24 protein-coding genes are annotated in these 24,806 nt (G+C 27.8%); 22 read left to right on the top strand and 2 right to left on the bottom strand.

Features of this window, described 5'->3' with window-relative positions:
* Nucleotides 1–9: 9 nt before the first annotated feature.
* The 9 genes from H8891_RS06885 (at nt 10) to H8891_RS06845 (ending at nt 7,857) form a co-directional block, all read left to right on the top strand.
* On the top strand, nt 10–636 hold the full coding sequence (locus tag H8891_RS06885; protein WP_187005762.1) for an HD domain-containing protein: 627 nt from the start codon (nt 10–12) through the stop codon (nt 634–636).
* Nucleotides 637–2,013: a hypothetical protein gene (locus H8891_RS06880; protein WP_187005761.1), complete on the top strand. Its 1,377-nt coding sequence runs from the start codon at nt 637–639 to the stop codon at nt 2,011–2,013.
* A 19-nt stretch (nt 2,014–2,032) separates the two neighbouring features.
* Complete coding sequence (gene walR / locus H8891_RS06875) at nt 2,033–2,734, top strand: cell wall metabolism DNA-binding response regulator WalR (protein ID WP_147543872.1); 702 nt, start codon at nt 2,033–2,035, stop codon at nt 2,732–2,734.
* Nucleotides 2,734–4,158, top strand: a complete 1,425-nt coding sequence (locus tag H8891_RS06870; RefSeq protein ID WP_187005760.1) for an ATP-binding protein — start codon at nt 2,734–2,736, stop codon at nt 4,156–4,158. The genes walR and H8891_RS06870 overlap by 1 nt, the downstream gene beginning before the upstream one ends.
* 13 nt (nt 4,159–4,171) lie before the next feature.
* Nucleotides 4,172–4,909, top strand: coding sequence for a tRNA pseudouridine(38-40) synthase TruA (truA, locus tag H8891_RS06865; protein ID WP_187005759.1), 738 nt, complete (start codon nt 4,172–4,174; stop codon nt 4,907–4,909).
* 45 nt (nt 4,910–4,954) lie between these two features.
* Entirely contained in the window at nt 4,955–5,251 is a 297-nt protein-coding gene (locus tag H8891_RS06860) for a GIY-YIG nuclease family protein (protein WP_187005758.1), read from the top strand.
* 188 nt (nt 5,252–5,439) lie between these two features.
* Entirely contained in the window at nt 5,440–6,789 is a 1,350-nt protein-coding gene (locus tag H8891_RS06855) for a 6-phospho-beta-glucosidase (RefSeq protein WP_187005990.1), read from the top strand.
* Complete coding sequence (chbG, locus tag H8891_RS06850; RefSeq protein WP_147543876.1) at nt 6,782–7,537, top strand: chitin disaccharide deacetylase; 756 nt, start codon at nt 6,782–6,784, stop codon at nt 7,535–7,537. The genes H8891_RS06855 and chbG overlap by 8 nt, the downstream gene beginning before the upstream one ends.
* Complete coding sequence (locus tag H8891_RS06845; RefSeq protein WP_187005757.1) at nt 7,534–7,857, top strand: PTS lactose/cellobiose transporter subunit IIA; 324 nt, start codon at nt 7,534–7,536, stop codon at nt 7,855–7,857. Before chbG ends, H8891_RS06845 begins: the two co-directional genes overlap by 4 nt.
* A 41-nt stretch (nt 7,858–7,898) precedes the next feature.
* On the opposite strand, the gene H8891_RS06840 is transcribed toward H8891_RS06845, so the two are convergent.
* The gene (locus H8891_RS06840; RefSeq protein ID WP_207723566.1) at nt 7,899–8,723 is read right to left on the bottom strand and encodes a collagen-like domain-containing protein; all 825 of its coding nucleotides are present in this window, start codon (nt 8,721–8,723) and stop codon (nt 7,899–7,901) included.
* A gap of 347 nt (nt 8,724–9,070) precedes the next feature.
* Between H8891_RS06840 and H8891_RS06835 the strand changes: the two genes are divergently transcribed.
* The 9 genes from H8891_RS06835 (at nt 9,071) to H8891_RS06795 (ending at nt 18,313) form a co-directional block, all read left to right on the top strand.
* Nucleotides 9,071–9,388: a PTS lactose/cellobiose transporter subunit IIA gene (locus tag H8891_RS06835; RefSeq protein WP_147543878.1), complete on the top strand. Its 318-nt coding sequence runs from the start codon at nt 9,071–9,073 to the stop codon at nt 9,386–9,388.
* Nucleotides 9,389–9,417: 29 nt separating this feature from the next.
* Entirely contained in the window at nt 9,418–9,744 is a 327-nt protein-coding gene (locus tag H8891_RS06830; RefSeq protein WP_147543879.1) for a PTS sugar transporter subunit IIB, read from the top strand.
* Between the two features lie 133 nt (nt 9,745–9,877).
* Nucleotides 9,878–11,221 (top strand): PTS cellobiose transporter subunit IIC, encoded by a 1,344-nt coding sequence (celB, locus tag H8891_RS06825; protein ID WP_187005756.1) that lies wholly within the window; start codon nt 9,878–9,880, stop codon nt 11,219–11,221.
* Nucleotides 11,222–11,238: 17 nt separating this feature from the next.
* Nucleotides 11,239–11,763, top strand: coding sequence for a GrdB-related putative oxidoreductase (locus H8891_RS06820; RefSeq protein WP_187005755.1), 525 nt, complete (start codon nt 11,239–11,241; stop codon nt 11,761–11,763).
* Between the two features lie 100 nt (nt 11,764–11,863).
* Complete coding sequence (locus H8891_RS06815; protein ID WP_187005754.1) at nt 11,864–12,814, top strand: N(4)-(beta-N-acetylglucosaminyl)-L-asparaginase; 951 nt, start codon at nt 11,864–11,866, stop codon at nt 12,812–12,814.
* Nucleotides 12,815–12,834: 20 nt separating this feature from the next.
* The gene (pepV, locus tag H8891_RS06810) at nt 12,835–14,244 is read left to right on the top strand and encodes a dipeptidase PepV (protein WP_187005753.1); all 1,410 of its coding nucleotides are present in this window, start codon (nt 12,835–12,837) and stop codon (nt 14,242–14,244) included.
* A complete protein-coding gene (locus H8891_RS06805) occupies nt 14,238–14,912 on the top strand; it encodes a copper homeostasis protein CutC (protein WP_187005752.1) in 675 nt (224 codons plus the stop codon). Before pepV ends, H8891_RS06805 begins: the two co-directional genes overlap by 7 nt.
* 173 nt (nt 14,913–15,085) lie before the next feature.
* Nucleotides 15,086–17,212, top strand: coding sequence for an SH3 domain-containing protein (locus H8891_RS15480; RefSeq protein WP_187005751.1), 2,127 nt, complete (start codon nt 15,086–15,088; stop codon nt 17,210–17,212).
* 135 nt (nt 17,213–17,347) lie between these two features.
* The gene (locus H8891_RS06795; protein ID WP_187005750.1) at nt 17,348–18,313 is read left to right on the top strand and encodes an ornithine cyclodeaminase family protein; all 966 of its coding nucleotides are present in this window, start codon (nt 17,348–17,350) and stop codon (nt 18,311–18,313) included.
* 74 nt (nt 18,314–18,387) lie between these two features.
* Here H8891_RS06795 and H8891_RS06790 read toward each other — a convergent pair whose 3' ends face one another.
* Nucleotides 18,388–19,269 carry an AraC family transcriptional regulator gene (locus H8891_RS06790; protein ID WP_187005749.1) on the bottom strand — a complete coding sequence of 294 codons (882 nt, stop codon included), beginning with the start codon at nt 19,267–19,269 and terminating at the stop codon, nt 18,388–18,390.
* A gap of 273 nt (nt 19,270–19,542) precedes the next feature.
* On the opposite strand from H8891_RS06790, the gene H8891_RS06785 reads away from it, so the two are divergent.
* From H8891_RS06785 to hypD, 4 genes are all read left to right on the top strand, one after another.
* Nucleotides 19,543–20,697 carry an MFS transporter gene (locus tag H8891_RS06785; RefSeq protein ID WP_187005748.1) on the top strand — a complete coding sequence of 385 codons (1,155 nt, stop codon included), beginning with the start codon at nt 19,543–19,545 and terminating at the stop codon, nt 20,695–20,697.
* A gap of 181 nt (nt 20,698–20,878) precedes the next feature.
* Nucleotides 20,879–21,448, top strand: a complete 570-nt coding sequence (locus H8891_RS06780) for a helix-turn-helix domain-containing protein (protein ID WP_147543888.1) — start codon at nt 20,879–20,881, stop codon at nt 21,446–21,448.
* 17 nt (nt 21,449–21,465) lie between these two features.
* A complete protein-coding gene (locus H8891_RS06775; protein ID WP_187005747.1) occupies nt 21,466–22,377 on the top strand; it encodes a trans-4-hydroxy-L-proline dehydratase activase in 912 nt (303 codons plus the stop codon).
* A 4-nt stretch (nt 22,378–22,381) separates the two neighbouring features.
* Nucleotides 22,382–24,751: a trans-4-hydroxy-L-proline dehydratase gene (gene hypD, locus H8891_RS06770; RefSeq protein WP_187005746.1), complete on the top strand. Its 2,370-nt coding sequence runs from the start codon at nt 22,382–22,384 to the stop codon at nt 24,749–24,751.
* Nucleotides 24,752–24,806 lie beyond the last annotated feature (55 nt).

The following is a 24,806-nucleotide window of genomic DNA, read 5'->3' as shown; positions in this document are numbered from 1 at the left end:
GTGGATTTAATGAATAAAGAATTAATTTTAAAAGAAATTAGTAGTCATTTAATAGAAGATGAAAAACCATCTATATATATAAAAAACATAATATCAAATAAAATTTATGATATTGAGCTTATAGACAAGCTATCAATGCTTGAAAATATAGATCAAAATCCAAAATATCACCCTGAAGGAAATGTATTAAATCATGTTTTAATGGTAGTTGATAATGCTTCAAAACTTAAAAAGAATTCTAGTGATAAGCTTGTACTTATGTGGGGAGCATTACTTCATGATATTGGAAAACTTACAACTACAAGGATTAGAAAAGGAAGAATTACTTCTTATAATCATGATGTTGAAGGTGAAAAAGCTTCAAAGTTAATATTGGACAAGTTAACTGATGATGAAGATTTTAAATATAAGGTATCTAAATTAGTTAGGTATCATATGCAGCCATTATTTTTTGATAAAAATTTACCATTTTTTAGTTATAAAGATATGATAAGAGATACAGATTACAAAGAAATAGCAATTTTATCAACAGCTGATAGATTGGGTAGAGGCAATATAACCAAAGAAGTTGAGGCTAAGGAACTTGAAAACATAGAGAGGTTTAAAGCTTATTTGAGAAACAGAGAGGGGAAATAAATGAAGTTATTTAAATTAATTGTAGTAGTTTTGTGTGCTGGATTATTTAATGTAGGATGTACTAGTACAGAATCTCCAGAACAGTTAATAAAAAAGCCTATATATGATGAGCAACAAAAAAAATTATATGATAAAATAAATGCTGAATTGGAAAAAGATGCAACTACTTTACTACCTAAAAATTCTTCTGAAGTATCAATTATAAATAGTGTTGACTTAGATAATAATGGTTCAAAAGAATTAGTTGTATTTAAAAAATATGAAGATGTAGATGAAGGAAATAATAAAGTTGGATTTGATATTTTAAACGATAGTCAAAATAGTAGTTACTCAAAAACTGATGAATATTTAGTTAATGGTGATAGTATAGAGTATGCTAATTTCTATGATTTAGATAATGATGGTTATAAAGAAATAATTTTATTTACTAAAAAAGGGAATAAAACTAAATTGGAAATATGTAGGTTTAAAAATAATAAAATCACTAGATTAAGTACGTTTGATCCAAGTTGGATAAAAAATTACAATGAATACAGTGAGATGAAAATAAAAGTAAAAGATTTAGATAATGACAAAAAACCATACATAATAATAACAAGTTTTAATCCACAAACACATGAGATGGCAGTTAGTGTAACGTATTTTGATAAATATATAAAACTTAAAGATTTTGCTTTAATTAATGATGTTAAGAGTTTAGATAATACCTATATAGATATAAAAAAAGTTAGTAAAGATAAAAAAGGAATTGTTGTAAGCACAAAACCATTTACAGGAAATGATTCATATATCACTCAAATATTATATTTAGATGATAATAAACTATTAAAAGCTTTTGATGAAAAAGATATAAAAACTAAAAATCCATATTATATGCCTGTACAAGATATAAATGATGATGGAATAGTTGATATACCAATAATAAACAATAATACAAAAGGATATAATAAAAAATTGTCATCTAATGTTAGTTGGTACGATTGGAATGGAAAATCAAAAGAAAATTCAAAACTTATATTTATAAGTCAAATTTATTACAATTATGTAAATAATTTTAAGTTATTTTTACCAAATAGTTTAGCAGATAAAGTATATGTAGAAGAAAATATCAAAGATAATAAAACTTACTTTGAATTTCTTTATTATGATGAAAAACAAAAAGAACCTATAAAATTATTTACTATAGTTAAAGTAGTAAAAAATAAAATAGATAACAATAGCCATTCAAGTACAAATACAAACACAAATAATACTGGATTTATAATACGTGAAAATGAAAATGAATCATTTATGTTATTAGTTAATAATCAAGGGATTTTAGATAAATTAGATATATCTAATGATGCTTTAAAATCATATTTCTTAGAAATTTATTAATTTAGAGGGAGGAAGTATTATGAGTGAAAAAATATTAGTTTTAGAAGATGAAATAGGTATAAGAAGTTTTGTAAGTATTAACTTAAAAAGAGAAGGATATGAAGTAATAGAAGCAGGAACTGGACAAGAAGCCATAGATAAAATATCTAATGAAAAAAATATATCTATAGCTTTACTTGATGTAATGTTGCCTGATATGAGCGGAATAGAAGTATGTAAATATATAAGAACTAATTTTGATTCAGTTGGTATAATAATGCTTACAGCTAAATCTCAAGAAGAAGATAAAATAGAAGGATTTATATCTGGGGCTGATGATTACATGGTTAAGCCTTTTAGTATAAAAGAATTACTTATGAGAGTAAGTGCACTTTCAAGAAGAATAAATAGAGAAGCAAATAGTAAAAACAAAAGTGTAATGGAAAGTGGACCATTTGTATTAGATTTAGAAAAAAGAAAGTTGATTAAAAATAATGTAGAGATAGAATTAACTCCAACAGAATTTTCTATAGTGAAATTTTTAATAACTAATGAAAAGCAATCTCTAAGTAGAGATCAAATACTAGATGAAGTATGGGGAACTAACTATTTATATGATTTTAAAATAGTTGATGTAAATATAAGAAGAATAAGAAACAAAATAGAAGATGATCCATCAAAACCTAAATTTATACAAACTGTTTGGGGATATGGTTACTGCTGGAGAAAGGAAAATGAGTAGTGATACACTTTGAAGGACTTAGGAAAAAGATAATAAAAAATTACTTTATAATAATAATAATTACAGTAACTTTATTTGAAGGGTTATTTATATTTTATGCTCAAAATTATTACTATGATTCTGTAAGACAAACTCTTAGGCATCAAGCTAAAACTATTGAAGATTTATATAGTAGATACTATATGGGTGATATTTCCTTTGAGCAAAAAATAAATAATATATTTGAGAAAAAAGATATAAATACAAACTCAGAAATGGCTGTAGAGATAATAAATAAAGATAAAAATATAATAATAGATCAATATGGATTTAGAAGCAATCAAAAAGCTCATTATGAAGATGTGGATCAAGCACTTAAAAATAATATAACAACAACTACTTATAGAACAAAAAGTACTGGAGAACATGTAATGAGCATATCTGTTCCTTTAAAGTTTAACAATCAAATAGAAGGAATAGTAAGATATACTGTATCACTTAATGAGATAGATAATACTATATTTAAAATAATTTTAGGGCTTATATTAGCAGGTATATTTATACTATTAATAGCCATCTCTATAAGTTTAAAATTTGCATATACATTAATAGATCCTTTAAGTGAGCTTAAAAAATTTGCTAATGAATTAGCACATGGTAACTATAATATAAAATTAAAACCAAGAGCTATAATTGATGATGAAATTGGTGAGCTAGCAGAAACTTTTGAGCATATGGCAAAGGAAATTGATAAAAGTGAAAAGTTAAAAGAGGAGTTTATATCTTCAATTTCTCATGAACTTAGAACACCTTTAACATCTATAAAGGGATGGAGTGAAACATTGGGATATGAAGGTATTGGAAAAGAAGAATTGGATTTAGGTCTAGGTATTATACAAGATGAAACAGAAAGGCTTATAAAACTTGTTGAAGAACTTTTAGATTTCTCAAGATTATCATCAGATAGAATTAAGTTACAAATAGATATGGTAGATGTATGTTCATTAGCTAATAGTGTTGTTAATCAACTTAAAGTTAAAGCAAATGAACAAAATATATCTTTAACTTACGAATTTGCAAATAATAATATGAAAATGATACAAGGAGATAAAAATAGATTAAGACAAGTTCTTATAAACTTAGTTCAAAACTCTTTAAAGTTTACTGATATGCAAGGTTATGTAAAAGTTATTGTAGATCAAAATGAAGAATATACAATTATACAAGTTATAGACAATGGAGAAGGAATAGAAGAACATAACTTAGAAAAAGTATTAGATAAATTTTTCCAAGAAAATTATAACAAAGCAGGAAGCGGATTAGGACTTGCTATAAGTAATGAAATAGTAAAACTTCATGATGGAGAAATGAATATAGAAAGTAAAAAAGGTGAAGGTACATGTATTACATTTACACTTAAAAATATACTAGTAGAGTCTGTGTAGAAAGAGGATTAATATGAGAAATATAAAACTAATCATAGAATATGATGGTTCAAGATATAAAGGATTTCAAAGACTTAAGGATAATGAAAACACTATACAAGGAAAAATAGAATCTGTGCTTAGCAAAATGCTTGATGAACATATAGAGATAATAGGTTCAGGAAGAACTGATATGGGAGTTCATGCTTACAATCAAGTGGCTAATTTTAAAACTAGTTCTACTATCTCAGTAGAAAAAATAAGTGATTACTTATATAAATACTTGCCAGAAGATATTGTTGTAAAAGAAGTTAAAGAAGTTAGTGACAGGTTTCATTCTAGATATAATGCTAAACAAAAAGTATATTTATATAAAATAAATAATGCTAAACATCATGACGTATTTCTTAGGAAATACAGTACTCACATAGACAAGCAATTAGATATAGAGTTAATGAAAAAAGCTAGTGAGTGCCTAATAGGAGAACATGATTTTACTAGTTTTGCATCTTCAAAGTCAAAGAAAAAATCAAATGTACGTAATATTCACAGTATAAATATTAATAAAAATAAAGATGTAATAGATATATATGTAGAAGGTAATGGTTTTTTATACAACATGGTTAGAATAATAGTAGGTGCATTAATAGATGTAGGTTTACATAAAAAAACACCCGAAGATATTAAAGTTATGTTAGAAGCTAAGGATAGAAGTAAAGCTTCAGACACTGCACCAGCTAAAGGATTATATTTATATTCTGTTAAATATTAAAATTAGGCAGCTTTTAGCTGCCTGATTTATTTTTTGGAGGATTTTATGTATTACACATATATAATAACTTGTAAAAATGAAACATATTATATAGGGTACACAAGTGATATAAAAAGAAGAATGGAAGAACATAAAAAGGGTATAAATTCTAAATATACTAGAGCTAATGGATTTAAAAAATTAGAGATATATTGGACAAGTAAAACTAAAAGTGAAGCTATGAAACTAGAATGCTTTTTAAAAAAATTAACTAGAATAAATAAAACTAAAATTATAGAAAATCCTAATCTTTTATACGAAAAATATTGTATCGATAAAGATAAGTATGTATTAGGAAAATAAGAAAGCGAAAATTGATATAAATTTTACTTGGCTTAAAGTTAAATTATATAAATGAAATATAAAATAAAATTAAAAATAAAATTTAAAATATATATTGCTTTCTATGGCGAAAAATGATATTTTAAGTATGTAAACGTTTTACTTAACTTAGGGAGAGGGGGAAGGTGTATTTTACACCTATGGATATAATGGAAAAAGGATTAAAGATTGTTACAATTGGTGGAGGATCTAGCTATACACCAGAGCTTGTTGAAGGTTTTATAAAAAGACATAATGAGTTACCTGTAAAGGAATTATGGCTAGTCGATATTAAAGATGGGGAAGAAAAATTAGAGATAGTCGGAAATCTAGCAAAAAGAATGGTAAAAAAAGCTGGCATAGATATGACTATACATACAACGTTAGATAGAAGAAAAGCTTTAGTAGATGCAGATTTTGTAACTACTCAGTTAAGAGTAGGACTACTAGATGCTAGAATTAAAGATGAAAGAATACCACTATCACATGGAATTATAGGGCAAGAAACTAATGGTCCTGGAGGATTTTTTAAAGCTTTAAGAACAGTTCCAGTAATATTAGATATAATAAAAGATATAGAAGAACTTTGTCCAAATGCTTGGTTAATAAACTTTACAAACCCAGCAGGAATAATAACTGAGATGGTATTTACTCATACTAACTTCAAAAGATTTATAGGGCTTTGTAATGTACCTATAGGGGTAAAAGCAGGAGTTGCAGAAGCTTTAGGAGTTGAAAAAGAAGATTTAGATGTTACATTTGCAGGACTTAATCATATGGTATATGGAGTTAAGGCTTGTTTAAATGGAGTAGATATAACTGAAGAAGCTATAGAAAAATTTGCAAATTCTGAAATGAGTATGAGAAATATAAAATCAACAGCACCTTTTAATCCAAGATTTATAAAATCACTAGGAGCTATACCTTGTCCATATCATAGATATTACTATAAGACTAAGGATATGCTAGAACACGAATTAAATGAATTTGCTAAAGGTCAAACTCGTGCAGAAGTTGTTAAAGCATTAGAGGAAGATTTGTTTGAATTATACAAAGATGAAAACTTAGATATAAAGCCACCACAACTAGAAAAAAGAGGTGGAGCATACTACAGTGACGCAGCTTGTAATTTAATAAATTCTATATACAACGATAAAAAAGATATACAAGTTGTAAATACTTTAAATAAAGGTGCTATAAAAAATATAGGTTATAATCATGCAGTAGAAATAAGTTCAGTTATAACTAAAGAAGGTCCTATGCCATTAGCTATAGGGGAAATGCCAGTAGGAACTATTGGGCTTTTAAATCAAATAAAATCATTTGAAATTTTAACAGCTAAAGCTGCTGTTTTAGGGGATTATGATATTTCAATACAAGCTCTTTCTATAAATCCACTTGTTACAAGCGATGAATTAGCTGAGACTATTATGAATGAAATGTTAATAGCACATGAAAGATATTTGCCTCAATTTGAAGAAAAAATAGAACAACTAAAGGCAGGTGCAGCTAATGACTAAATTAATAATAAATGCAGATGACTTTGGATATTGCGAAGGTGTAAATCAAGGTATAATATCTGCACATAAAAATGGGGTTATAAATTCTTGTACAATAATGGCAGGGATGCCAGGGTTTAATCAAGCAGTAGAACTTTTAAAGGAAAATAAAGAGCTTGGATGTGGAGTACATATGACTTTAAGTTGTTATAAACCTGTTTTAAATACTCATAAGACTTTAGTGGATGAAAATGGATTTTTCTTTAAAAGGATAACTAAAGAAAAAGCTAATGAATTTGATTTAGATGAACTATATAATGAATTTTGTGCACAAATAGATAAGGCTATAAATGCAGGAATAAAAATAACTCATTTAGATAGTCATCACCATGTACATACATTAGAAGAGTTTAGACCAGTAATAGAGAAGATATTAAAAAAATATGATTTACCTATAAGAGGTGGATTTGAGTATGAGCTTAAATATGACAAAATAGTTCCTATGTTAGGAAGTTTTTATAGTAAAAATGTAGAAGCCGATTACTTTGAAAAACATATCGATGAAATTAAACAATATAAAGTTGTAGATGTTATGAGTCATCCAGCATTTGTAGATGCATTTTTATCAAAATCAACTTCTTACTCAATTGAGAGAACTAAAGAGCATGAGATTTTAACTTCAGAGGAGCTTAAAAAGTTTTTTGAAAGTAATGATATAAAAATAACTAATTATAGAAATATAGGGGAAAGTGAAGGTAGTAAAATATGAATGAAAAAATATTTGAAATATCATTTGGAATAATAGGTCATGCAGGAGATGCAAAGAGCACTGCACATGAAGCATTAGCCGAAGCTAAAGAAGGTAATTTTGAAAAGGCTAGAGAACTTTTAAAAGAGGCTAGTGAAACTTTAAATAAGGCACATAGATTCCAAACAGAGTTAATACAAGCTGAAGCTACTGGAGAAAAAACTGAAATGGGGGTTGTTTTAGTTCATTCTCAAGATCATTTAATGACAACTATGAACTTTTTACAATTAGCTAAAGAGTTTGTAGATATGTATGAATTTATATCTAAAAAATTAGGTTAATAAATAAAAAATAAGAGCGCTAATACTAGCGCTCTTATTTTTTATTTATTATAAGGTGTTTTTTTACCAGGAGCATAAGGAACAGGCTTTACTTTACTAGGAGCTACTCCCATTTCACCTTTAGGGCCTTTGGAGCCAGCTTCACCTTTTTCACCTTTGGAACCAGCTTCGCCTTTTTCACCTTTAGGACCTTTGGAACCAGCTTCGCCTTTTTCGCCTTTAGGGCCTTTGGAACCAGCTTCGCCTTTTTCACCTTTAGGGCCTTGAGAACCAGCTTCACCTTTTTCGCCTTTAGGACCTTGAGAACCAGTTTCGCCTTTTTCGCCTTTAGGACCTTGAGAACCAGCTTCGCCTTTTTCACCTTTAGGACCTTTGGAACCAGCTTCACCTTTTTCGCCTTTAGGACCTTGAGGACCAGCTTCGCCTTTTTCGCCTTTAGGACCTTGAGGACCAGCTTCGCCTTTTTCACCTTTAGGACCTTGAGCTCCAGGTAACGTTAATATTTCTAAAGTATTTATATTACATAATGGATTAATATATACTTCTTTACCAAAATCAACGTAATCTATAGCTGATAATTTTACGCATATAGGACCTTTACCAGAAGAAGTCATTCCATATACACTACAAGGTGTTATTTTCATTATTTTAAGTCTTAATATACAATCACTACATGATAATTTAAAACCAAGTGTTCTTCCGATGCAATTTACTAAATTTTTATACAAATCTAGTTCACATGGATAATAAGTATACATAGGTTTAGAAGGTTTTGTATACTCATCTTCATTACAATAATCTAAATAATAGTACTTAGATTTACATTTACTAGGTTTACAATAATTACAGTCACAATTTTTATGCATTTAAAACACTCCATATTAATTTATTTAATAGTCTTATCCTATCATTATACATATATGCAATTTGCATTTTATTTGAAACTAATTTTAAAAATATATATGAATAATTAAATTATTTAAAACATAAGCATAAAATAAGTTATTATATATATAATCGTAGCCCTCTAATGTAAAAATAAGTCATATGAACATTGAAAAAACTATAATAAATAAAATAAAACATAAAATTAAAATAAATTGTAAAAATTTTTAAAAAAATACAATTTACTGTTTCTTTTTTTTAAAATATAATGTAAAATATAGTTAAAGAAAACGTTAACAAAATAAAACCTTAAGTAAGGGGTGAAAATATGGATTATCAAGATAAAATACTAAAGGTTATAATTCATGCTGGAAATGCTAAATCACATATATATGAAGCATTACATTATGCTAAAAAGAATGATTTTAAAAAATGTGATGAATACATGGAAAGTGCAAATGAAGAAATATTAGCAGCACAAAAAATACAAACGAGTTTAATCAATAAAGATTCAGAGGGGAAAAATATAGAGATAAGTATACTTTTAATACATTCTCAAGATCATTTAATGACTTGTTTAAGTGAAAGAAATTTAGTAAAAGAAATTATAGATTTAAGAAAAGAAATAGGCTTAAAAAATAATTAAAATATATAGGTTTTTAGGAGGAAATTAAAATGAACAAAAAAATATATTTATTCTGTAGTGCAGGTATGTCAACAAGCTTATTAGCGAGTAAAATGCAAAATGTTGCAAATCAACATAATTTACCAATAGAGGTAGAAGCATTTCCATATTCTGAAATAGATAAAATAGTAGAACAAAAAAATCCAGATTGCATATTACTTGGACCACAAGTTAAATTTATGTTAAAAGAAGTTCAAGCTAAATTTAACGAAAAAACTCCGGTAGATGTTATAAATAGTGTAGATTATGGTTCTATGAATGGGGAAAAGGTTTTAAAAACGGCTATAAAAATGATAAAAGCTCGTCAAGCTAAGTAATAGGTTTTAATATTTTATGACTAAGGGAGTTTAAGGGGCAAAATCAAAGTTGATATTAAAGAAGCTAATTTAAATTAATTATTATTTATTAGCTTCTTTTATATAAAATTACATATTACATTAGGGGGTAAACATGAATAAGTTTATGTCAACTTTAGAAAAGATGCTTATGCCTATGGCCGAAAAAATCGGTAAGAATAAGTATCTAGTAGCAATAAGAGATGGATTTTTAGTGTCATCTCCACTACTAATAGTAGGGTCGTTTTTCTTACTAATAGCAAACTTTCCAATACCAGGATGGAATGAGTTTTGGGCAAAGTTTTTCGGAGAAAATTGGGCAAGTGGATTAGCTCATGTAACAGCATCTACATTTGATGTAATGACTATTCTTGCAATTATAGGAATAGCTTTTTCGTTTGCTAAACAAATTAAAGCAGATGCTATACAAGCAGCTGCAGTTGCATTAGTTGCATTTTTCATAATAACACCATTTAAAATACCTTATACTCCAGAAGGTATGGACGTTGTATATGAAGTAGGTGGAATACCATTAGGATGGATGGGATCTAAGGGTATGTTTGTTGGAATGATAACTTCTTTCGTATCAGTTGCTATATTCCAATGGGTAGTTAATAGGGGTTGGACTATAAAAATGCCAGAGGGAGTTCCTCCAACTGTTTCTAAGTCATTCGCTGCATTAATACCAAGTGCTATAATAATGATAATATTCTTTTCAATAAAAACTGGATTCGAGTTAACTCCATATGGAAATATACATGAATTTATATATAAGTTTTTACAAATGCCATTGTTAAAGTTAGGAAATACTTTAACGGCTACAGTAATATCTTACATATTCTTACACTTATTCTGGTTCTTTGGAATAAATGGATCAAGTGTTGTTGGTGCAGTTTATAATCCAATATTAAAGTTATTATCAGCTGAAAACTTAGAGGCTTTCCAAGCTGGAAAAGAAATACCTAACATAATAACTGGACAGTTCCAAGATATGTTTGCAACTTTTGGAGGTGGAGGAAGTACACTTTCTTTATTAATTGTAATGCTACTTGTATGTAAAAGTAAGCGTATAAAAGAATTAGCTAAGTTATCTTTCTTACCTGGAGTATTTGGTATAAATGAACCTATAATATTTGGTTTACCTATAATGTTAAATCCAATATTATTAATACCATTTATGTTTGTTCCTATGTTTAACCAGATAGTTACTTACTTCTGTATGGATAATGGATTGGTACCATTAACTAATGGTGTTCAAATACCTTGGACAACTCCAATAATATTTAGCGGATTCTTAGTAAGTGGATGGCAAGCATCAGTACTTCAAGTATTGCTTTTAATAGTGGGATGTTTTATGTATATGCCATTTATAAAAATGTTAGATAAACAATATTTATCTGAAGAACAAAATAATGTTGAAGAAGAAGATGATTTATCATTTGAAGATTTAGAATTTTAATTTAGGAGATAACTAATATGACTAAAATAGTTCTTATATTAGATCAAATACAAGCTGGTGCTGGTGGTAAAGAAAAAGCAAATATACCACCAGGTGGGAAAAAGACTCCATTAGGACCAGGAGTAATGATGGAATCTTATCTAAAAGAAGTTGATTCAAAAGTTGTAGCAAGTCTTTATTGTGGGGATGAATATTTTATAAATAACCAAGAAGAAGTAACTTCTAAAATGGTTGCCATGGTAAAAAAAATAAATCCAGATGTAGTAGTTTGTGGACCAGCATTTAACTATGAAAACTTTGCTAAAATGTCAGCTATAGTAGCTAAAAGTATAAATGATAATACTGATATAAAAGCTTTTGCTGCAATGTCTGTTGAAAATACTGAAATTTTAGAAAAATATAAAGATGAAATATTAATAGTTAAGACACCTAAAAAAGGTGGTATAGGACTTAATGAATCCTTAAAAAATATTTGCCAAATGGCGAAAAAACTTGCTGAGAATGAAGATATATCTACATTAAGACAAGAAGTTTGCTTCTAAAAATAAAGCCTTGGGAAACCAAGGCTTTTATTAAAAATAAGTATTAAAACAAAAATTAAAATAAAAATTAAAATATAAGTAAAATATGGAGGAAAGATATATGTGGGGAATAATAGCTACTTGGAGAATGGCAATAGAAGGAATAACAGAAAGCTCAGAAAAATTAAATGAAGGAATGGAAGCAGGAGATGCTATAGAACTTGCTATTAAAAGAGTAGAAGATTTTCCGTTTTATAAGTCTGTAGGCTATGGTGGGCTTCCTAATGAAAACTGTGAAGTAGAATTAGATGCTGCATACATGGATGGAGATACTCTTTCAATAGGTGCAGTAGCTGGGATAAGAGATTTTGCAAATCCTATATCAATAGCTAGAAAATTAAGTGATGAAAAAGTAAATTGTTTTTTAGTAGGAACTGGAGCAGAGGAATATGCTCATAAAAATGGATTTGAAAGAAAAAATATGTTAACTGATAGAGCTAAACAACACTACAATAAAAGAAAAAAAGAAACTTTAGAACAAGGACTAAGTCCATATGTAGGGCATGATACTGTAGGTATGGTTACATTAGATGGTAATGGTAAAATGTGTGCAGCAACTTCTACTAGTGGATTATTTATGAAAAAAAGTGGTAGAGTAGGAGATTCTCCATTATCAGGTTCTGGATTTTACGTTGATAGTGAGATAGGTGGAGCAACTGCTACAGGTCTTGGGGAAGATCTTATGAAAGGTTGTATATCATATGAAATAGTTAGGCTTATGAAAGAAGGGTTAACTCCGCAACAAGCTTGCGATAAAGCTGTTAACGAATTGGATGAACTTCTTATAAAAAGAAGAGGTAAAGCAGGAGATTTATCACTAGTTGCAATGAATAATAAAGGTGAATGGGGAGTAGCTACTAATATACCAAACTTTAGTTTTTCAGTAGCTACAAAAGATCATGAACCTACAGTTTATGTAAGTAATAGAATAGATGGTAAGAGTGTGCACGAAGTAGCATCAAAAGAGTGGTTAGATGCATATGCTGCTAGAATTATAGCACCTATAGAATAAATAAGAATTGGGGAAATTTTATGGATATCTTAAATAATCAAATAGATGAATTAAAAAATGACTTGTTAAATGATATTGTAGATATGGTAAAAATACCTAGTGTTGAAGGGGAACCGCTAGATGGTTTCCCTTTTGGAAAAAATGTTGGAAAAGCATTAGACAAAGCACTTGAAATATCACAAAAACTAGGATTTAAAACTAAAAATATTGATGGATACATGGGATATGCTGAATTTGGAGAAGGTGAAGATTACGTAGCAGTAGTTGGACATCTAGATGTAGTACCAGAAGGTAGTGGTTGGAAGTATGAGCCATATGGGGGAGAAATAGACAACGGAAAAATTTATGGTAGAGGTGTATTAGACAATAAAGGACCTATAATAAGTGCTTTGTATGGATTAAAAGCAATAGCTAATTCTAATATTAAGCTAGATAAAAAAGTTAGAATAATTTTTGGAACTAATGAAGAAACAGGATTTAATGATATACCATATTACTTAAGTAAAGAAAAACCACCTATAATGGGATTTACTCCAGATTGTAAATACCCTGTAGTGTATGGTGAAAGAGGTATAGGAAGATTAAATATAAAAAAGAAAATTAATTTATCTGGTATAAACGTGTATGGCGATTTTAGGGCTAACGTGATACCAGATAATTGTAATATAGATATACCAAAGATATATATACATGAAGATATTATATGCTATTTAGAAGATAGAACTAGTATAGAAAATGATACTATAAAGATAAGCGACAAAATAGATATAAAAATAAATAGTGAAACTATAACTATAAGCGCTTATGGGAAGCAAGCTCCAGCTAATGCACCGCAAGTTGGAGAAAATGCTATAACTAATGTTATTAAATATTTATTAGAAGAGAACTTTATAAATGATGAAGAATTAAATAATTTCTTCAAATTTATAGATAAATACTTCTACAATGAGTATTATGGAGAAAAATTAGGTATAAATTTTGAAGATAAATTAACTGGAAAGTTATATTTAGCTCCTTATGAGTTAAAATGCAATAATGAAGAAATAACTTTTAGCTTTGGGGTTAGATACCCTATGACTTGCAAGATAGATTATATAACAGATGCTATAAAAAAAGTATTAGACTTTAATATAGTTTTAAATATAGAGAGAAACTTTAATCCAGTAAACTTTGATAAAGATTCACATTTAGTTAAAAGTTTACAACTTGCATATGAAAGAGTTACAGGATTAGATGGAACGCCAACGACTACAAGTGGTGGAACTTATGCTAAAGTTATGCCGAATATAGTTCCTTTTGGTCCTTCATTTCCTGGGCAAAAGGGTATAGCACATAATCATGATGAATATATGGATATAGATGATATAATATTAAATGCTAAAATATTTGCAAATGCTATTTATGAGTTAGCTAAGGAGGACAAATGTTAGAAATTATAGGGATGAGTGTAGAGGATGCAATAGCTATAGAAAAATGTGGAGCAGATAGAATTGAACTTGTAAGTGCATTAACAGAAGGTGGATTAACACCAAGTTTTGGACTTATAGAAGCTGTAGTTAACAAGGTAAATATACCTGTTAATGTTATGATAAGACATCATGCTAAGAGTTTTGTTTATAGTGATGAAGATATAAGTATAATGGTAAGGGATATAGAAAAAGTAAAAGAAATAGGTGCTAATGGTGTTGTATTTGGAATGCTAGATAGTAACAATAACATAAGAGAGGATCAACTTATAACATTACTAGAAGCAGCTAAAGGATTAGATGTTACATATCATAGAGCTATAGATGAAACTGATGTGATTAAGTCTATTAATATATTAAATAAATATAATGGAATAACTAATGTATTAACGTCAGCAGGAAAAGGAAATATAGCTGATAATATAGATAAAATAAATCAGATGAAAAAAAACTCTAAGCACATAAAAGTTTTATTAGGAGGAGGCTTAAATTTTGATAATATAAGAAATATAAAAGAGCTAACTCAAAATACAGATTTTCATTTTGGAACAGCAGTTAGAGTAGATAAAAGTCCTTTTGGGGAAATTGATGAGGAAAAATTGATTAAACTTGTTAATATATTAAATAATTAGTTTCAAAGAGATAAGCAAAATAAAACATTTTTGCTTATCTTTTTTATTATTTAACAAAATGACGACAATACCAAATAATTGCATTAATTTGAAAGAGCTAGATGATATATGTTAAAATATAGTAGTATAGAAAAATATTGAAAAAATATTAATGCATAGAGGAGATTGTAAAAGTGAGCAAACAACTTAATAAATTTACTAAGGGTATCGTCACTTTTGGAATAATATCAGCAGCAACTACTGTAGGTAGCGTGATTCCAGTAAGTGCTAATGGAAATTTAGAATCAGAACTTACATTTGTGATGGATAAATATAAATCAGAAAATATAGAAATGGAAGATGGGATATCACTAAGACAAGGAGAAAAACTTGATTTATCAGCTAATCCAAATTGGGAAGTATCAAACAATAATACCGTACAGATTAGTGAAAATGGTATCGTAACACCTATAAATCCAGGTACAGTATTTTTAAGTCAAAAAATAGGAGATAAAGTACATATAATAGAAGTTCATGTATCTAAAAATACAATAAGATCATATAATTTTGCATCTAGTCCAAAAGTAAATAGAAACTATTATAAAGTGTTTGTTGATCCAGGTCATGGAGGACAAGATAGTGGAGCTGTTGGAAATGGGCACTATGAAGATGAACTTAATCTGGAAGTTGCTAAAAAAGTAGCGCAGAAACTAATAGCTAAGGGTATTGAAGTTAAAATGAGCAGAATAAGTGATAACTTTATATCTTTAAGTGAAAGAGCTAATATGGCAAATCAGTATGCACCAGATGTATTTATATCTATACACCAAAATTCATCAGATTCAACTAGTGCTAATGGTATAGAAACTTACTATCATACAAATAAGGGAGATCATAGACCTTATGCACAAGATATACAAACTAATGCTATAAATGAAACAGGCGTTAGAAGTAGAGGTATTAAAAGAGCAAACTTTGCAGTTTTAAGAGAAACTAATATGCCAGCTGCATTATTTGAGAGTGGATTTATAACTAATCCAACTGAATCAGCAAATTTATCAGATCCTGCATATCAAGATAAGTTAGCTACTGGTATAGCTAATGGAATAGAAAAATACTTAAAAGAAAACATAACACTTAATGGAGATGTAAATAAACCTATTGAACCAGAGACTCCTGAAAATCCAGATCAAAATAATCAAGTTATAGATACAGGAATAGTAACAGCAACAAGTTTAAATGTAAGAAGTGGATCTGGAGCAAATTATTCTAAAATAGGGTCATTAAAAAATGGAGAAAAAGTAGAAATAGTAGAAAGTCAGAATGGATGGCATAAAATAAAATATAATGGAGGATATGGATACGTATCAGGAGATTATATAAAAATAGATGGTTCTATAGTAGCACCACCAACTAATGAAGAACAAAATAAGCCAACGGTAAAAAATACAGGAACAGTAACAGCTAATAGCTTAAATGTAAGAAATGGATATGGAGCAAGTTATGCTAAGATAGGGTCATTAAAAAACGGAGAAAAAGTAGAAATAGTAGAAAGTAAAAATGGATGGCATAAAATAAAATATAATGGAGGATATGGATACGTATCAGGAGATTATATAAAAATAGATGGTTCTATAGTAGCACCACCAACTAATGAAGAACAAAATAAGCCAACGGTAAAAAATACAGGAACAGTAACAGCTAATAGCTTAAATGTAAGAAATGGATATGGAGCAAGTTATGCTAAGATAGGGTCATTAAAAAACGGAGAAAAAGTAGAAATAGTAGAAAGTAAAAATGGATGGCATAAAATAAAATATAATGGAGGATATGGATACATATCAGGAGATTATATAAAAATAGATGGTTCTGTAGTAGCACCACCAGCTAATGAAGAACAAAACAAGCCAATAGTAAAAAATACAGGAATAGTAACAGCTACTAGGCTTAATGTGAGAAGTGGATATGGGACAAATTATCCTGTAATAGGATCTTTATCAAATGGAGCAACAGTAGAGATTATAGGAAGCCAAAATGGATGGTATAAGATAAAATATAATGGAGGATATGGATACATAACAGGGCAATATATAAAAACATCAAGTAGTGCAATTAATGAATCTTTAACAATATCTAAGTCTGGAACAGTAACGGCAACGAGTTTAAATATAAGAAATGGCTATGGATCTAATAAAACTATAATAGGTTCGTTAAAAGATGGTACTAAGGTAGAGATAGTAGAAAGTAAAAATGGATGGCATAAGATAAAATATAATGGAGGATACGGATACGTATCAGGAGATTACATAAAAATAGGATAGATTTATTTTAAAGGAGTATATAAAATATAACTTATTTTGAATTTTATATACTCCTGATTTGTATATTTTATATATTAGTTTTAAATGTTATAATAATAACAAATATACATATAAAAATCCTGAAAGGAGTTTAACATGATATACTTAAACAAGGAAGATATACTAAAATCAATAACATTAGATGAATTTATGGATGCAGTAGAAGAAGCTTATAAAATATATGCAGATAAATCATTTAATATGCCTGATAGAATACAAGTAGAAAATGATGATTTAACAACACTTTATATGCCATGCTTTACAAAAAAAGCGTTTGGGACAAAAATACTTACTGTTGCCCCTAATAATGCTAAAATAAACAAGCCAGTTATAGATGGGGTTATGTTAGTAAATGATATAGAAACTGGTGAGATGGTTTGTATGATGGACGGGAAAACACTTACAGCAGCTAGAACTGGAGCTGTAGGAGGAGTAGGAGTTAGATATACTACAAGTGAAGATGTAAAAACTCTAGGATTAATTGGGACAGGAGTACAAGGTTTTTATCAAGTTTTATATGCATGTAAAGCGAGAAATATAAAGACTGTATATCTATATAATAGAACAAAGGAGAAGGCTATTAAGTTACAAGAAGAACTAAAAAAAGAATTAGAAAACGTAGATGTAATTGTAGTTAATAGCTCTTTAGAATTATTAAAAAATAGTGAAGTTATAATAACTGCTACAACTTCATACCAACCAGTTATAGATAACCAAAAAGAGTTACTAAAAGGAAAACATATAATAGCTATAGGATCGTATAAACCTGATATGAGAGAGTTACCAGATGCTTTGTTTGAAGTTGTAGATAAAGTTATAGTTGATACTGATTTTGCGAAAGAAGAAAGTGGAGATTTATACTTACCTATAAAAAATAATCTTATAAAATCTGAAGATATAGAAAATATGGGGGATTTCATTAGGGACAATAAAGAATTTGATGTAAATAATAAAACGACATTATATAAATCAGTAGGTATGGGTTTATTTGATATGGTAGTAGCTAATAAAATATATAAAAAAGCTATTGAAAAAGGTATAGGACAAAATATAAATTTATAATAGTTAATAGTATGAATAGTTTTTTATTTATGAGATAAGACAAAAAATGCTTAAATATTTTATTTAAGCATTTTTTATTCTATTTCAAAAGGATTTTTTTCAAACTCATTTATTCTATCTAAATAATGTTTAGGTGAAACGCCATAAGATTTTTTAAAAGCTCTAACAAAACTGGAGTAATCTTTAAAACCACACTCAATACATGCATCACTCATAAGATAACCTTTTTTTATTAATGACTTAGCATATATAAGTCGTTTCTGAACTATATAGCTATGTAGTGAACTGCCAGTTTGAGATTTGAATTTTCTCATTAAATAATATTTACTCATAAAAAATTTATTAGCTATTGTATCTATTGATAAATCTTTATTTAAATTTTCATTTATATAATTAAATATTTGCTGAATAGTTTCATCATATTCAACATCATCTGAAGTATTATCATTTTTAAGAGACAATCTATTAATTAGCACTAAAAATTGCATAAATAAAGAGTTTTTAAGTATAACATGACCAAAATCACTAGAATTATCAGCAGCTTTAATACTAAATAATAAATTTTTTATATTATCTAAGTCAGTTTGATTAAGTCTAAGTAAATTAGATTTATTTTTGCTAGATATATTAAAGCAAGTAAATAAATCATCACCGTAATTGTGGCTTTCTATATATTTAGGATTAATCCAAATAACTATTCTTTCATAAAATTTTTCAGGATTTATAATTGGTTTATGGATTTCTGTATTACTTACAAATAAAATATCCCAAGGTTTTAATTTATAAGATTTTCCTTCAACCAAATAATCCACATCTCCAGAGATTAAAATTGTAATTTTATTAAATTCATGATGATGGTAATCAAATTTAATATCCTTCATATCTTTTATATGGAAAATTTTAAAATTTTCGTTTAAATATCCAACCTTATCTATATTTTCTTTACTTATATCCATAAAATACGACCTTTCATATTTACAATTAATATAACTTAAGTATGTGAACTTGTAATATACTATATATATTATAGCATTTTTTGCAATATGAAAAGTAACTTAATCACTGGAAATTGAAAAATTAAGTAGAAATTTAAAAATAAAAATATCATTTTTGGTTAAAAATATAAAAAATAAACAAATAAAAAAGAATGAAATCCTTTCTTTTTTTATCATACATAAACGAAATTATGATATAATAGAGTGTATTTAACTGACCGAAGGGGGCAAGACATGAAGAAATATTATTTATATTATGTGCTTATATATGGAGGATTAGGTGCTTTTATACCATATATAGTTCCATATTTAGATGGAGCACTAAATCTATCTGCATCGCAAATAGGAATAATAACATCTGTCCCATCTATAATAGGTATATTAGTAGTACCATTATGGGGAATTATAACGGATGCAACTAAACAAGATAAAAAAATACTTGGAATATGTGTAGCTATAAACTGTGTAATAATGGGTATGTATTCTAGTGTTAAGATGTTCCCAATATTACTTTTAGTAGCGACTTTAGCTGAAGCTTTTAGATATGCAATATCTCCTTTAGCTGATAATATAGCTACAGATTACTGTAAACATAATAATGTAAACTATGGAATAATAAGAAGTGGTGGATCTGTAGGATTTGCTTTAATAAGTTTTTTAACTGGACAACTTATAAAAGTAACTTCAAATTCTAGAATAATATTTTTAGTATATATAACACTATTTATAGTATCTTTATTAGTACTTCCTTTTTTAAATTCTAAAAAGTATGATGAAGAAGAAAAAATGGAAACATCTACTTTAAAGAAAGATTTAAAAGAGTTATTGAAAGATAAGTCATATTTATGGTTATTACTTATAGTAATAAGTACTATAAGTATTAGTGAAGTTACTAATGCATATCAAGGTCTATATTTAATAGAACTAGGTGCAAGTCAAGGAGATATAGGAACATTAGTAATATTTACTGCTTTACCTGAAATATTCTTTATGGCAAAAATTAATAAGTTAGTATTAAAATATGGATATAAGAATGTATTTAAAATAGGTATATTAACATTCTTACTTAGATGGATAACTTGCTTATTTGCAAGTTCACCAACAATGTTTATAATTACAGCACCACTTACAGCACTTGCATTTTCAATTATGCTAGTAGCATATATAGGTTACATAAAAGAAAAATTCTCAAGTGAAATACAAGCAACAGCTTTAACAATAACATCAATGGCTATAGGAATATCATCATCTATTATAAAGTTACCAGTAGGACTTGGTATTGATGTGTTCGGACTTAAGATATTATATATAATGTCAATTGCTATAACATTTATAGGATTTATAGTTTGTATGTTAAAAAAAGAAAAATCTGATGAAATAAAACTATAGGTTAATTTTAACCTATAGTTTTTTTACTATATATAAAAATTAAGGAAGATATAAAAGTTGAATTTTAATAAATTAACTATTACTAAAAAAATTTCATAATATAACAAAATTACATAGACAATTTTATAACAATATAGTATATTTAAGTTAAGGAAAATGTTTACAAAAAGAGAGGGATAGAATGAACGAACATATAGGAGCTAAAATAAAACATTTAAGAACACAACGAAAAATGACTTTAAAAGATTTAAGTGAAAAAACTAATTTATCTATAGGTTTTTTGTCACAACTAGAAAGAGGATTAACAAGTATAGCAACAGATACTTTAGGAACTATAGCTGATGTATTTGAAGTTGAACTATCTTATTTCTTTTTAAAGCCAAGAACAAAGAAAAAAGCAATAATTAGAAGTTATGAAAAAGAAGTATTTAATATATGTACATCAGGATGCATTCAATATAATTTGTCAAATGACTTAAATGAAAAAAAAATGCTACCTAGACTTGTTGATATACTTCCTAATAATACTGATGAAGATATACAATCATATATGCACGAAGGAGAAGAATTTATATATGTACTAGAAGGAACTTTGACTTTATTTTTAGATGGAGAACAACATGAACTTTACCCTGGAGATAGCATACACTATAATTCTTCACGAAATCACAACTGGGCAAATTACACAAATAAAATGGTTAGAATAGTAGTTGTTGCAACACCAAACCCTTTTAATAATAAGAAAAAATAATATTTGCAGGTGATTAGATGAAAAAACCATTAATAATAAATATACAAAAATATAGTTTACATGATGGAGATGGTATTAGAACTACTATATTTTTTAAGGGATGTCCACTAGAATGTATATGGTGTCATAACCCAGAAAGCCAAGAATATAATAAAGAAGTTTTATATAATGAAGAAAAGTGTTTAAGATGTGAAACTTGTATTAAAAAATGTCCTAATAATGCTATATATACAAAAGAAAATTTGATATGTCTAGATAAAGAAAATTGTAAATTTTGTGAAACTTGTATAGATTATTGTTTAAATAATGCTAGAGAAATAGTAGGTAAAACTTATGAGATAAAAGATTTAATCAAAGAAATAACAAAAGATATGATGTTTTATGAAGAATCTAATGGAGGAGTTACATTATCTGGGGGAGAGGTAATGACTCAAGATATCGAATATATAAAAAGTTTAGTTATTTTATGTAAAGAAAAAGGAATAAATGTAGCTATAGATACATGTGGATATGCAAAATTTGAAAACTATGAAGCTATACTACCATTTGTAGATACTTTTTTATATGATATAAAGCTAATAGACAATGAAAAACATAAGTTATTTACTAATAAGCCTAACGATTTAATATTAGACAATTTAGTTAAATTAAGTGAAAAAGGTGCAAATATAAATATAAGAATACCTTTAATAGAAGGAGTTAATGTTGATAGAGATAATAAGGAAATTATAAAAATAATAGATTTCATAAAATTTTTAAATATCAAAAAAGTTAATTTATTGCCATACCATAATATAGGTATGCATAAATATAAAAAGCTTTATATGAATTACGAAGGCGAAAATTTAAGCAGACCTTCGGATGAAAAATTAGAAGAGATAAAAGCATTATTCGAAAAAAATAATTTTAATACAAAGATTGGGGGATAACTTTATGGAAAGAGGGAGTTTTGATAGAACTAAGAAGTTAAGAAAGCAAAGTGTTGATACACAACCATTTATAACTATTGAAAGAGCAAAACTTATAACTGAAGGATATAAAAAATATGAAGGAAGTGTTGAAATACCAGTACTTAGAGCATTAGCATTTAAGCATTATATGGAAAATAGAACTCTTTGTATAAATGATGGAGAGCTTATAGTTGGAGAAAAAGGGGATTCACCACAAAGTACACCTACTTATCCAGAATTATGTTGTCATACAATGGAAGATTTAGACATAATGGATAAAAGAGAAATTATATCATTTAAAGTAAGTGATGAAGTTAAAAAAATTCATGAAGAAGAAATAATACCTTTTTGGAAAAACAGACAAATAAGACAGAAAATAGTAAACTCTATGGAAAAAGAATGGTTAGATTGCTATGAATCTGGAATATTTACTGAGTTTATGGAACAAAGAGCACCAGGTCATACTGTTTGTGGAGGGAGTATATACAAAAAAGGATTCTTAGATTTTAAAAATGAGATTGAAGAAGAAATATCAAAATTAGATTTTATAAATGATAGTAATGCATATGATAAAAAATCACAATTAGAAGGTATGTCTATTGCTTGTGATGCAATAATATCTTATGGAAAACGTTATGCTGAATATGCTAGAGAATTAGCATCTAAAGAAAAGGATGAAAAAAAGAAAGATGATTTATTATTAATAGCAAAAAATTGTGATGTAGTTCCAGCTAATAAGCCAGAAACATTTCATCAAGCAGTACAAATGTATTGGTTTGTGCATGTTGGGGTTACAACCGAACTTAACATATGGGATGCATTTAGTCCAGGAAGATTTGATCAACATTTAAATCCTTTTTATGAAAAAGATGTTGATGACAATATATTAAATAGAGAAAAAGCTAAGGAAATATTAGAGTGTTTATGGGTTAAATTTAATAATCAACCAGCACCTCCAAAAGTAGGAGTTACGCTAAAAGAAAGTGGAACTTATACTGATTTTGCCAACATAAATACTGGTGGAATAACAGAAGATGGTAAAGATGGAGTTAATGATGTAAGTTATATAATACTAGATGTAATGGATGAAATGAAGTTATTACAACCAAGTTCAAATGTTCAGATAAGTAGAAAAACTCCAAGTAAATTTTTAAAAAGAGCTTGTGAAATATCTAGAAAAGGCTGGGGTCAACCAGCATTTTATAATACAGAAGCTATAATGCAAGAATTATTAGAGGCAGGAAAAACTATAGAAGATGCTAGATGTGGTGGAACTAGCGGATGTGTTGAAACTGGATGCTATGGTAAAGAAGCTTATATACTTACTGGATATTTAAATTTACCTAAAATACTTGAAATAACTTTAAATAATGGTATAGATCCAATGACTAATAAGAAGCTAGGTATAGAAACTGGAGATGCTAGAGAATTTAAATCGTATGAAGAATTATTTGAAGCTTTTAAAGCTCAATTACATCATTTTGTCAATATAAAGGTTAAAGGAAATAATGTAATAGAAAAAATATATCAAAAGCATATGCCAGCTCCTTTAATGAGTGTTATAGTAGAAGGGTGTATTAAAAATGCCAAAGACTATAATGCAGGAGGAGCAAAATACAATACTAAATATATACAAGGGGTTGGAATAGGAACTATAACAGACAGTTTAAGTGCAATAAAATACAATGTATTTGATAAGAAAAAATTTAGCATGGATGAGTTATTAAAAGCATTAAGTGATAATTTTAAAGAACATGAAGCTATATATAATATGGTAGTTAATAAAACTCCTAAATATGGTAATGATGATGACTATGCAGATGATTTGATGAAGGATACATTTGATGCATTTTACAATGAAGTTACAGGAAGAAAATCTCCACTAGGAGCTGATTATAGAATAAATATGTTACCTACAACTTGCCATGTATATTTTGGGGAAGTTATGGGAGCTAGTGCAAATGGAAGACTTAGTCAAAAACCATTATCAGAAGGGATATCTCCAGAAAAAGGAGCAGATACATTTGGACCAACAGCAGTTATAAAATCTTGTTCTAAGATGGATCATTTAAAAACTGGAGGAACTTTACTTAATCAAAGATTTGCACCTGCAGTTGTAGAAGGTGAACAAGGACTTGATAATATGGCTAATTTAATTAGAACATATTTTAATATGGATGGACATCATATACAATTTAATGTATTTGATAAAAATATTTTATTAGCAGCTCAAAAAAATCCGGATGAATACAAAGATCTAATAGTTAGAGTTGCAGGATATAGTGATCACTTTAATAATTTAAGTAGAGCACTTCAAGATGAAATAATAGGAAGAACTGAACAAACTTTCTAAAATAGCTAAAAAAGGGTATGTTTTAAGAATTAACATAAAGTATAAAATTTACTTA

Origin of the sequence: Paeniclostridium hominis, from assembly GCF_014306135.1 — a bacterium.
Classification (GTDB): Bacteria; Bacillota; Clostridia; order Peptostreptococcales; family Peptostreptococcaceae; genus Paraclostridium; species Paraclostridium hominis.
The sequence above is the reverse complement of the archived record's forward strand: the minus strand, read 5'-3'. Positions and strand labels throughout refer to the sequence as shown.

Bases quoted from the DNA above. Each gene is read 5' to 3' on its own strand.
- H8891_RS06820 (WP_187005755.1), top strand. From the start codon at position 11,239: ATGACTAAAATAGTTCTTATATTAGATCAAATACAAGCTGGTGCTGGT.
- H8891_RS06805 (WP_187005752.1), top strand. From the start codon at position 14,238: ATGTTAGAAATTATAGGGATGAGTGTAGAGGATGCAATAGCTATAGAA.
- H8891_RS06795 (WP_187005750.1), top strand. From the start codon at position 17,348: ATGATATACTTAAACAAGGAAGATATACTAAAATCAATAACATTAGAT.
- H8891_RS06775 (WP_187005747.1), top strand. From the start codon at position 21,466: ATGAAAAAACCATTAATAATAAATATACAAAAATATAGTTTACATGAT.
- H8891_RS06855 (WP_187005990.1), top strand. From the start codon at position 5,440: ATGGAAAAAGGATTAAAGATTGTTACAATTGGTGGAGGATCTAGCTAT.
- H8891_RS06815 (WP_187005754.1), top strand. From the start codon at position 11,864: ATGTGGGGAATAATAGCTACTTGGAGAATGGCAATAGAAGGAATAACA.
- H8891_RS06885 (WP_187005762.1), top strand. From the start codon at position 10: ATGAATAAAGAATTAATTTTAAAAGAAATTAGTAGTCATTTAATAGAA.
- truA (WP_187005759.1), top strand. From the start codon at position 4,172: ATGAGAAATATAAAACTAATCATAGAATATGATGGTTCAAGATATAAA.
- H8891_RS06880 (WP_187005761.1), top strand. From the start codon at position 637: ATGAAGTTATTTAAATTAATTGTAGTAGTTTTGTGTGCTGGATTATTT.
- H8891_RS06785 (WP_187005748.1), top strand. From the start codon at position 19,543: ATGAAGAAATATTATTTATATTATGTGCTTATATATGGAGGATTAGGT.
- H8891_RS06840 (WP_207723566.1), bottom strand. From the start codon at position 8,723: ATGCATAAAAATTGTGACTGTAATTATTGTAAACCTAGTAAATGTAAA.
- celB (WP_187005756.1), top strand. From the start codon at position 9,878: ATGAATAAGTTTATGTCAACTTTAGAAAAGATGCTTATGCCTATGGCC.
- H8891_RS06780 (WP_147543888.1), top strand. From the start codon at position 20,879: ATGAACGAACATATAGGAGCTAAAATAAAACATTTAAGAACACAACGA.
- H8891_RS06830 (WP_147543879.1), top strand. From the start codon at position 9,418: ATGAACAAAAAAATATATTTATTCTGTAGTGCAGGTATGTCAACAAGC.
- hypD (WP_187005746.1), top strand. From the start codon at position 22,382: ATGGAAAGAGGGAGTTTTGATAGAACTAAGAAGTTAAGAAAGCAAAGT.
- pepV (WP_187005753.1), top strand. From the start codon at position 12,835: ATGGATATCTTAAATAATCAAATAGATGAATTAAAAAATGACTTGTTA.
- walR (WP_147543872.1), top strand. From the start codon at position 2,033: ATGAGTGAAAAAATATTAGTTTTAGAAGATGAAATAGGTATAAGAAGT.
- H8891_RS06860 (WP_187005758.1), top strand. From the start codon at position 4,955: ATGTATTACACATATATAATAACTTGTAAAAATGAAACATATTATATA.
- H8891_RS06790 (WP_187005749.1), bottom strand. From the start codon at position 19,269: ATGGATATAAGTAAAGAAAATATAGATAAGGTTGGATATTTAAACGAA.
- H8891_RS06835 (WP_147543878.1), top strand. From the start codon at position 9,071: ATGGATTATCAAGATAAAATACTAAAGGTTATAATTCATGCTGGAAAT.
- chbG (WP_147543876.1), top strand. From the start codon at position 6,782: ATGACTAAATTAATAATAAATGCAGATGACTTTGGATATTGCGAAGGT.
- H8891_RS06845 (WP_187005757.1), top strand. From the start codon at position 7,534: ATGAATGAAAAAATATTTGAAATATCATTTGGAATAATAGGTCATGCA.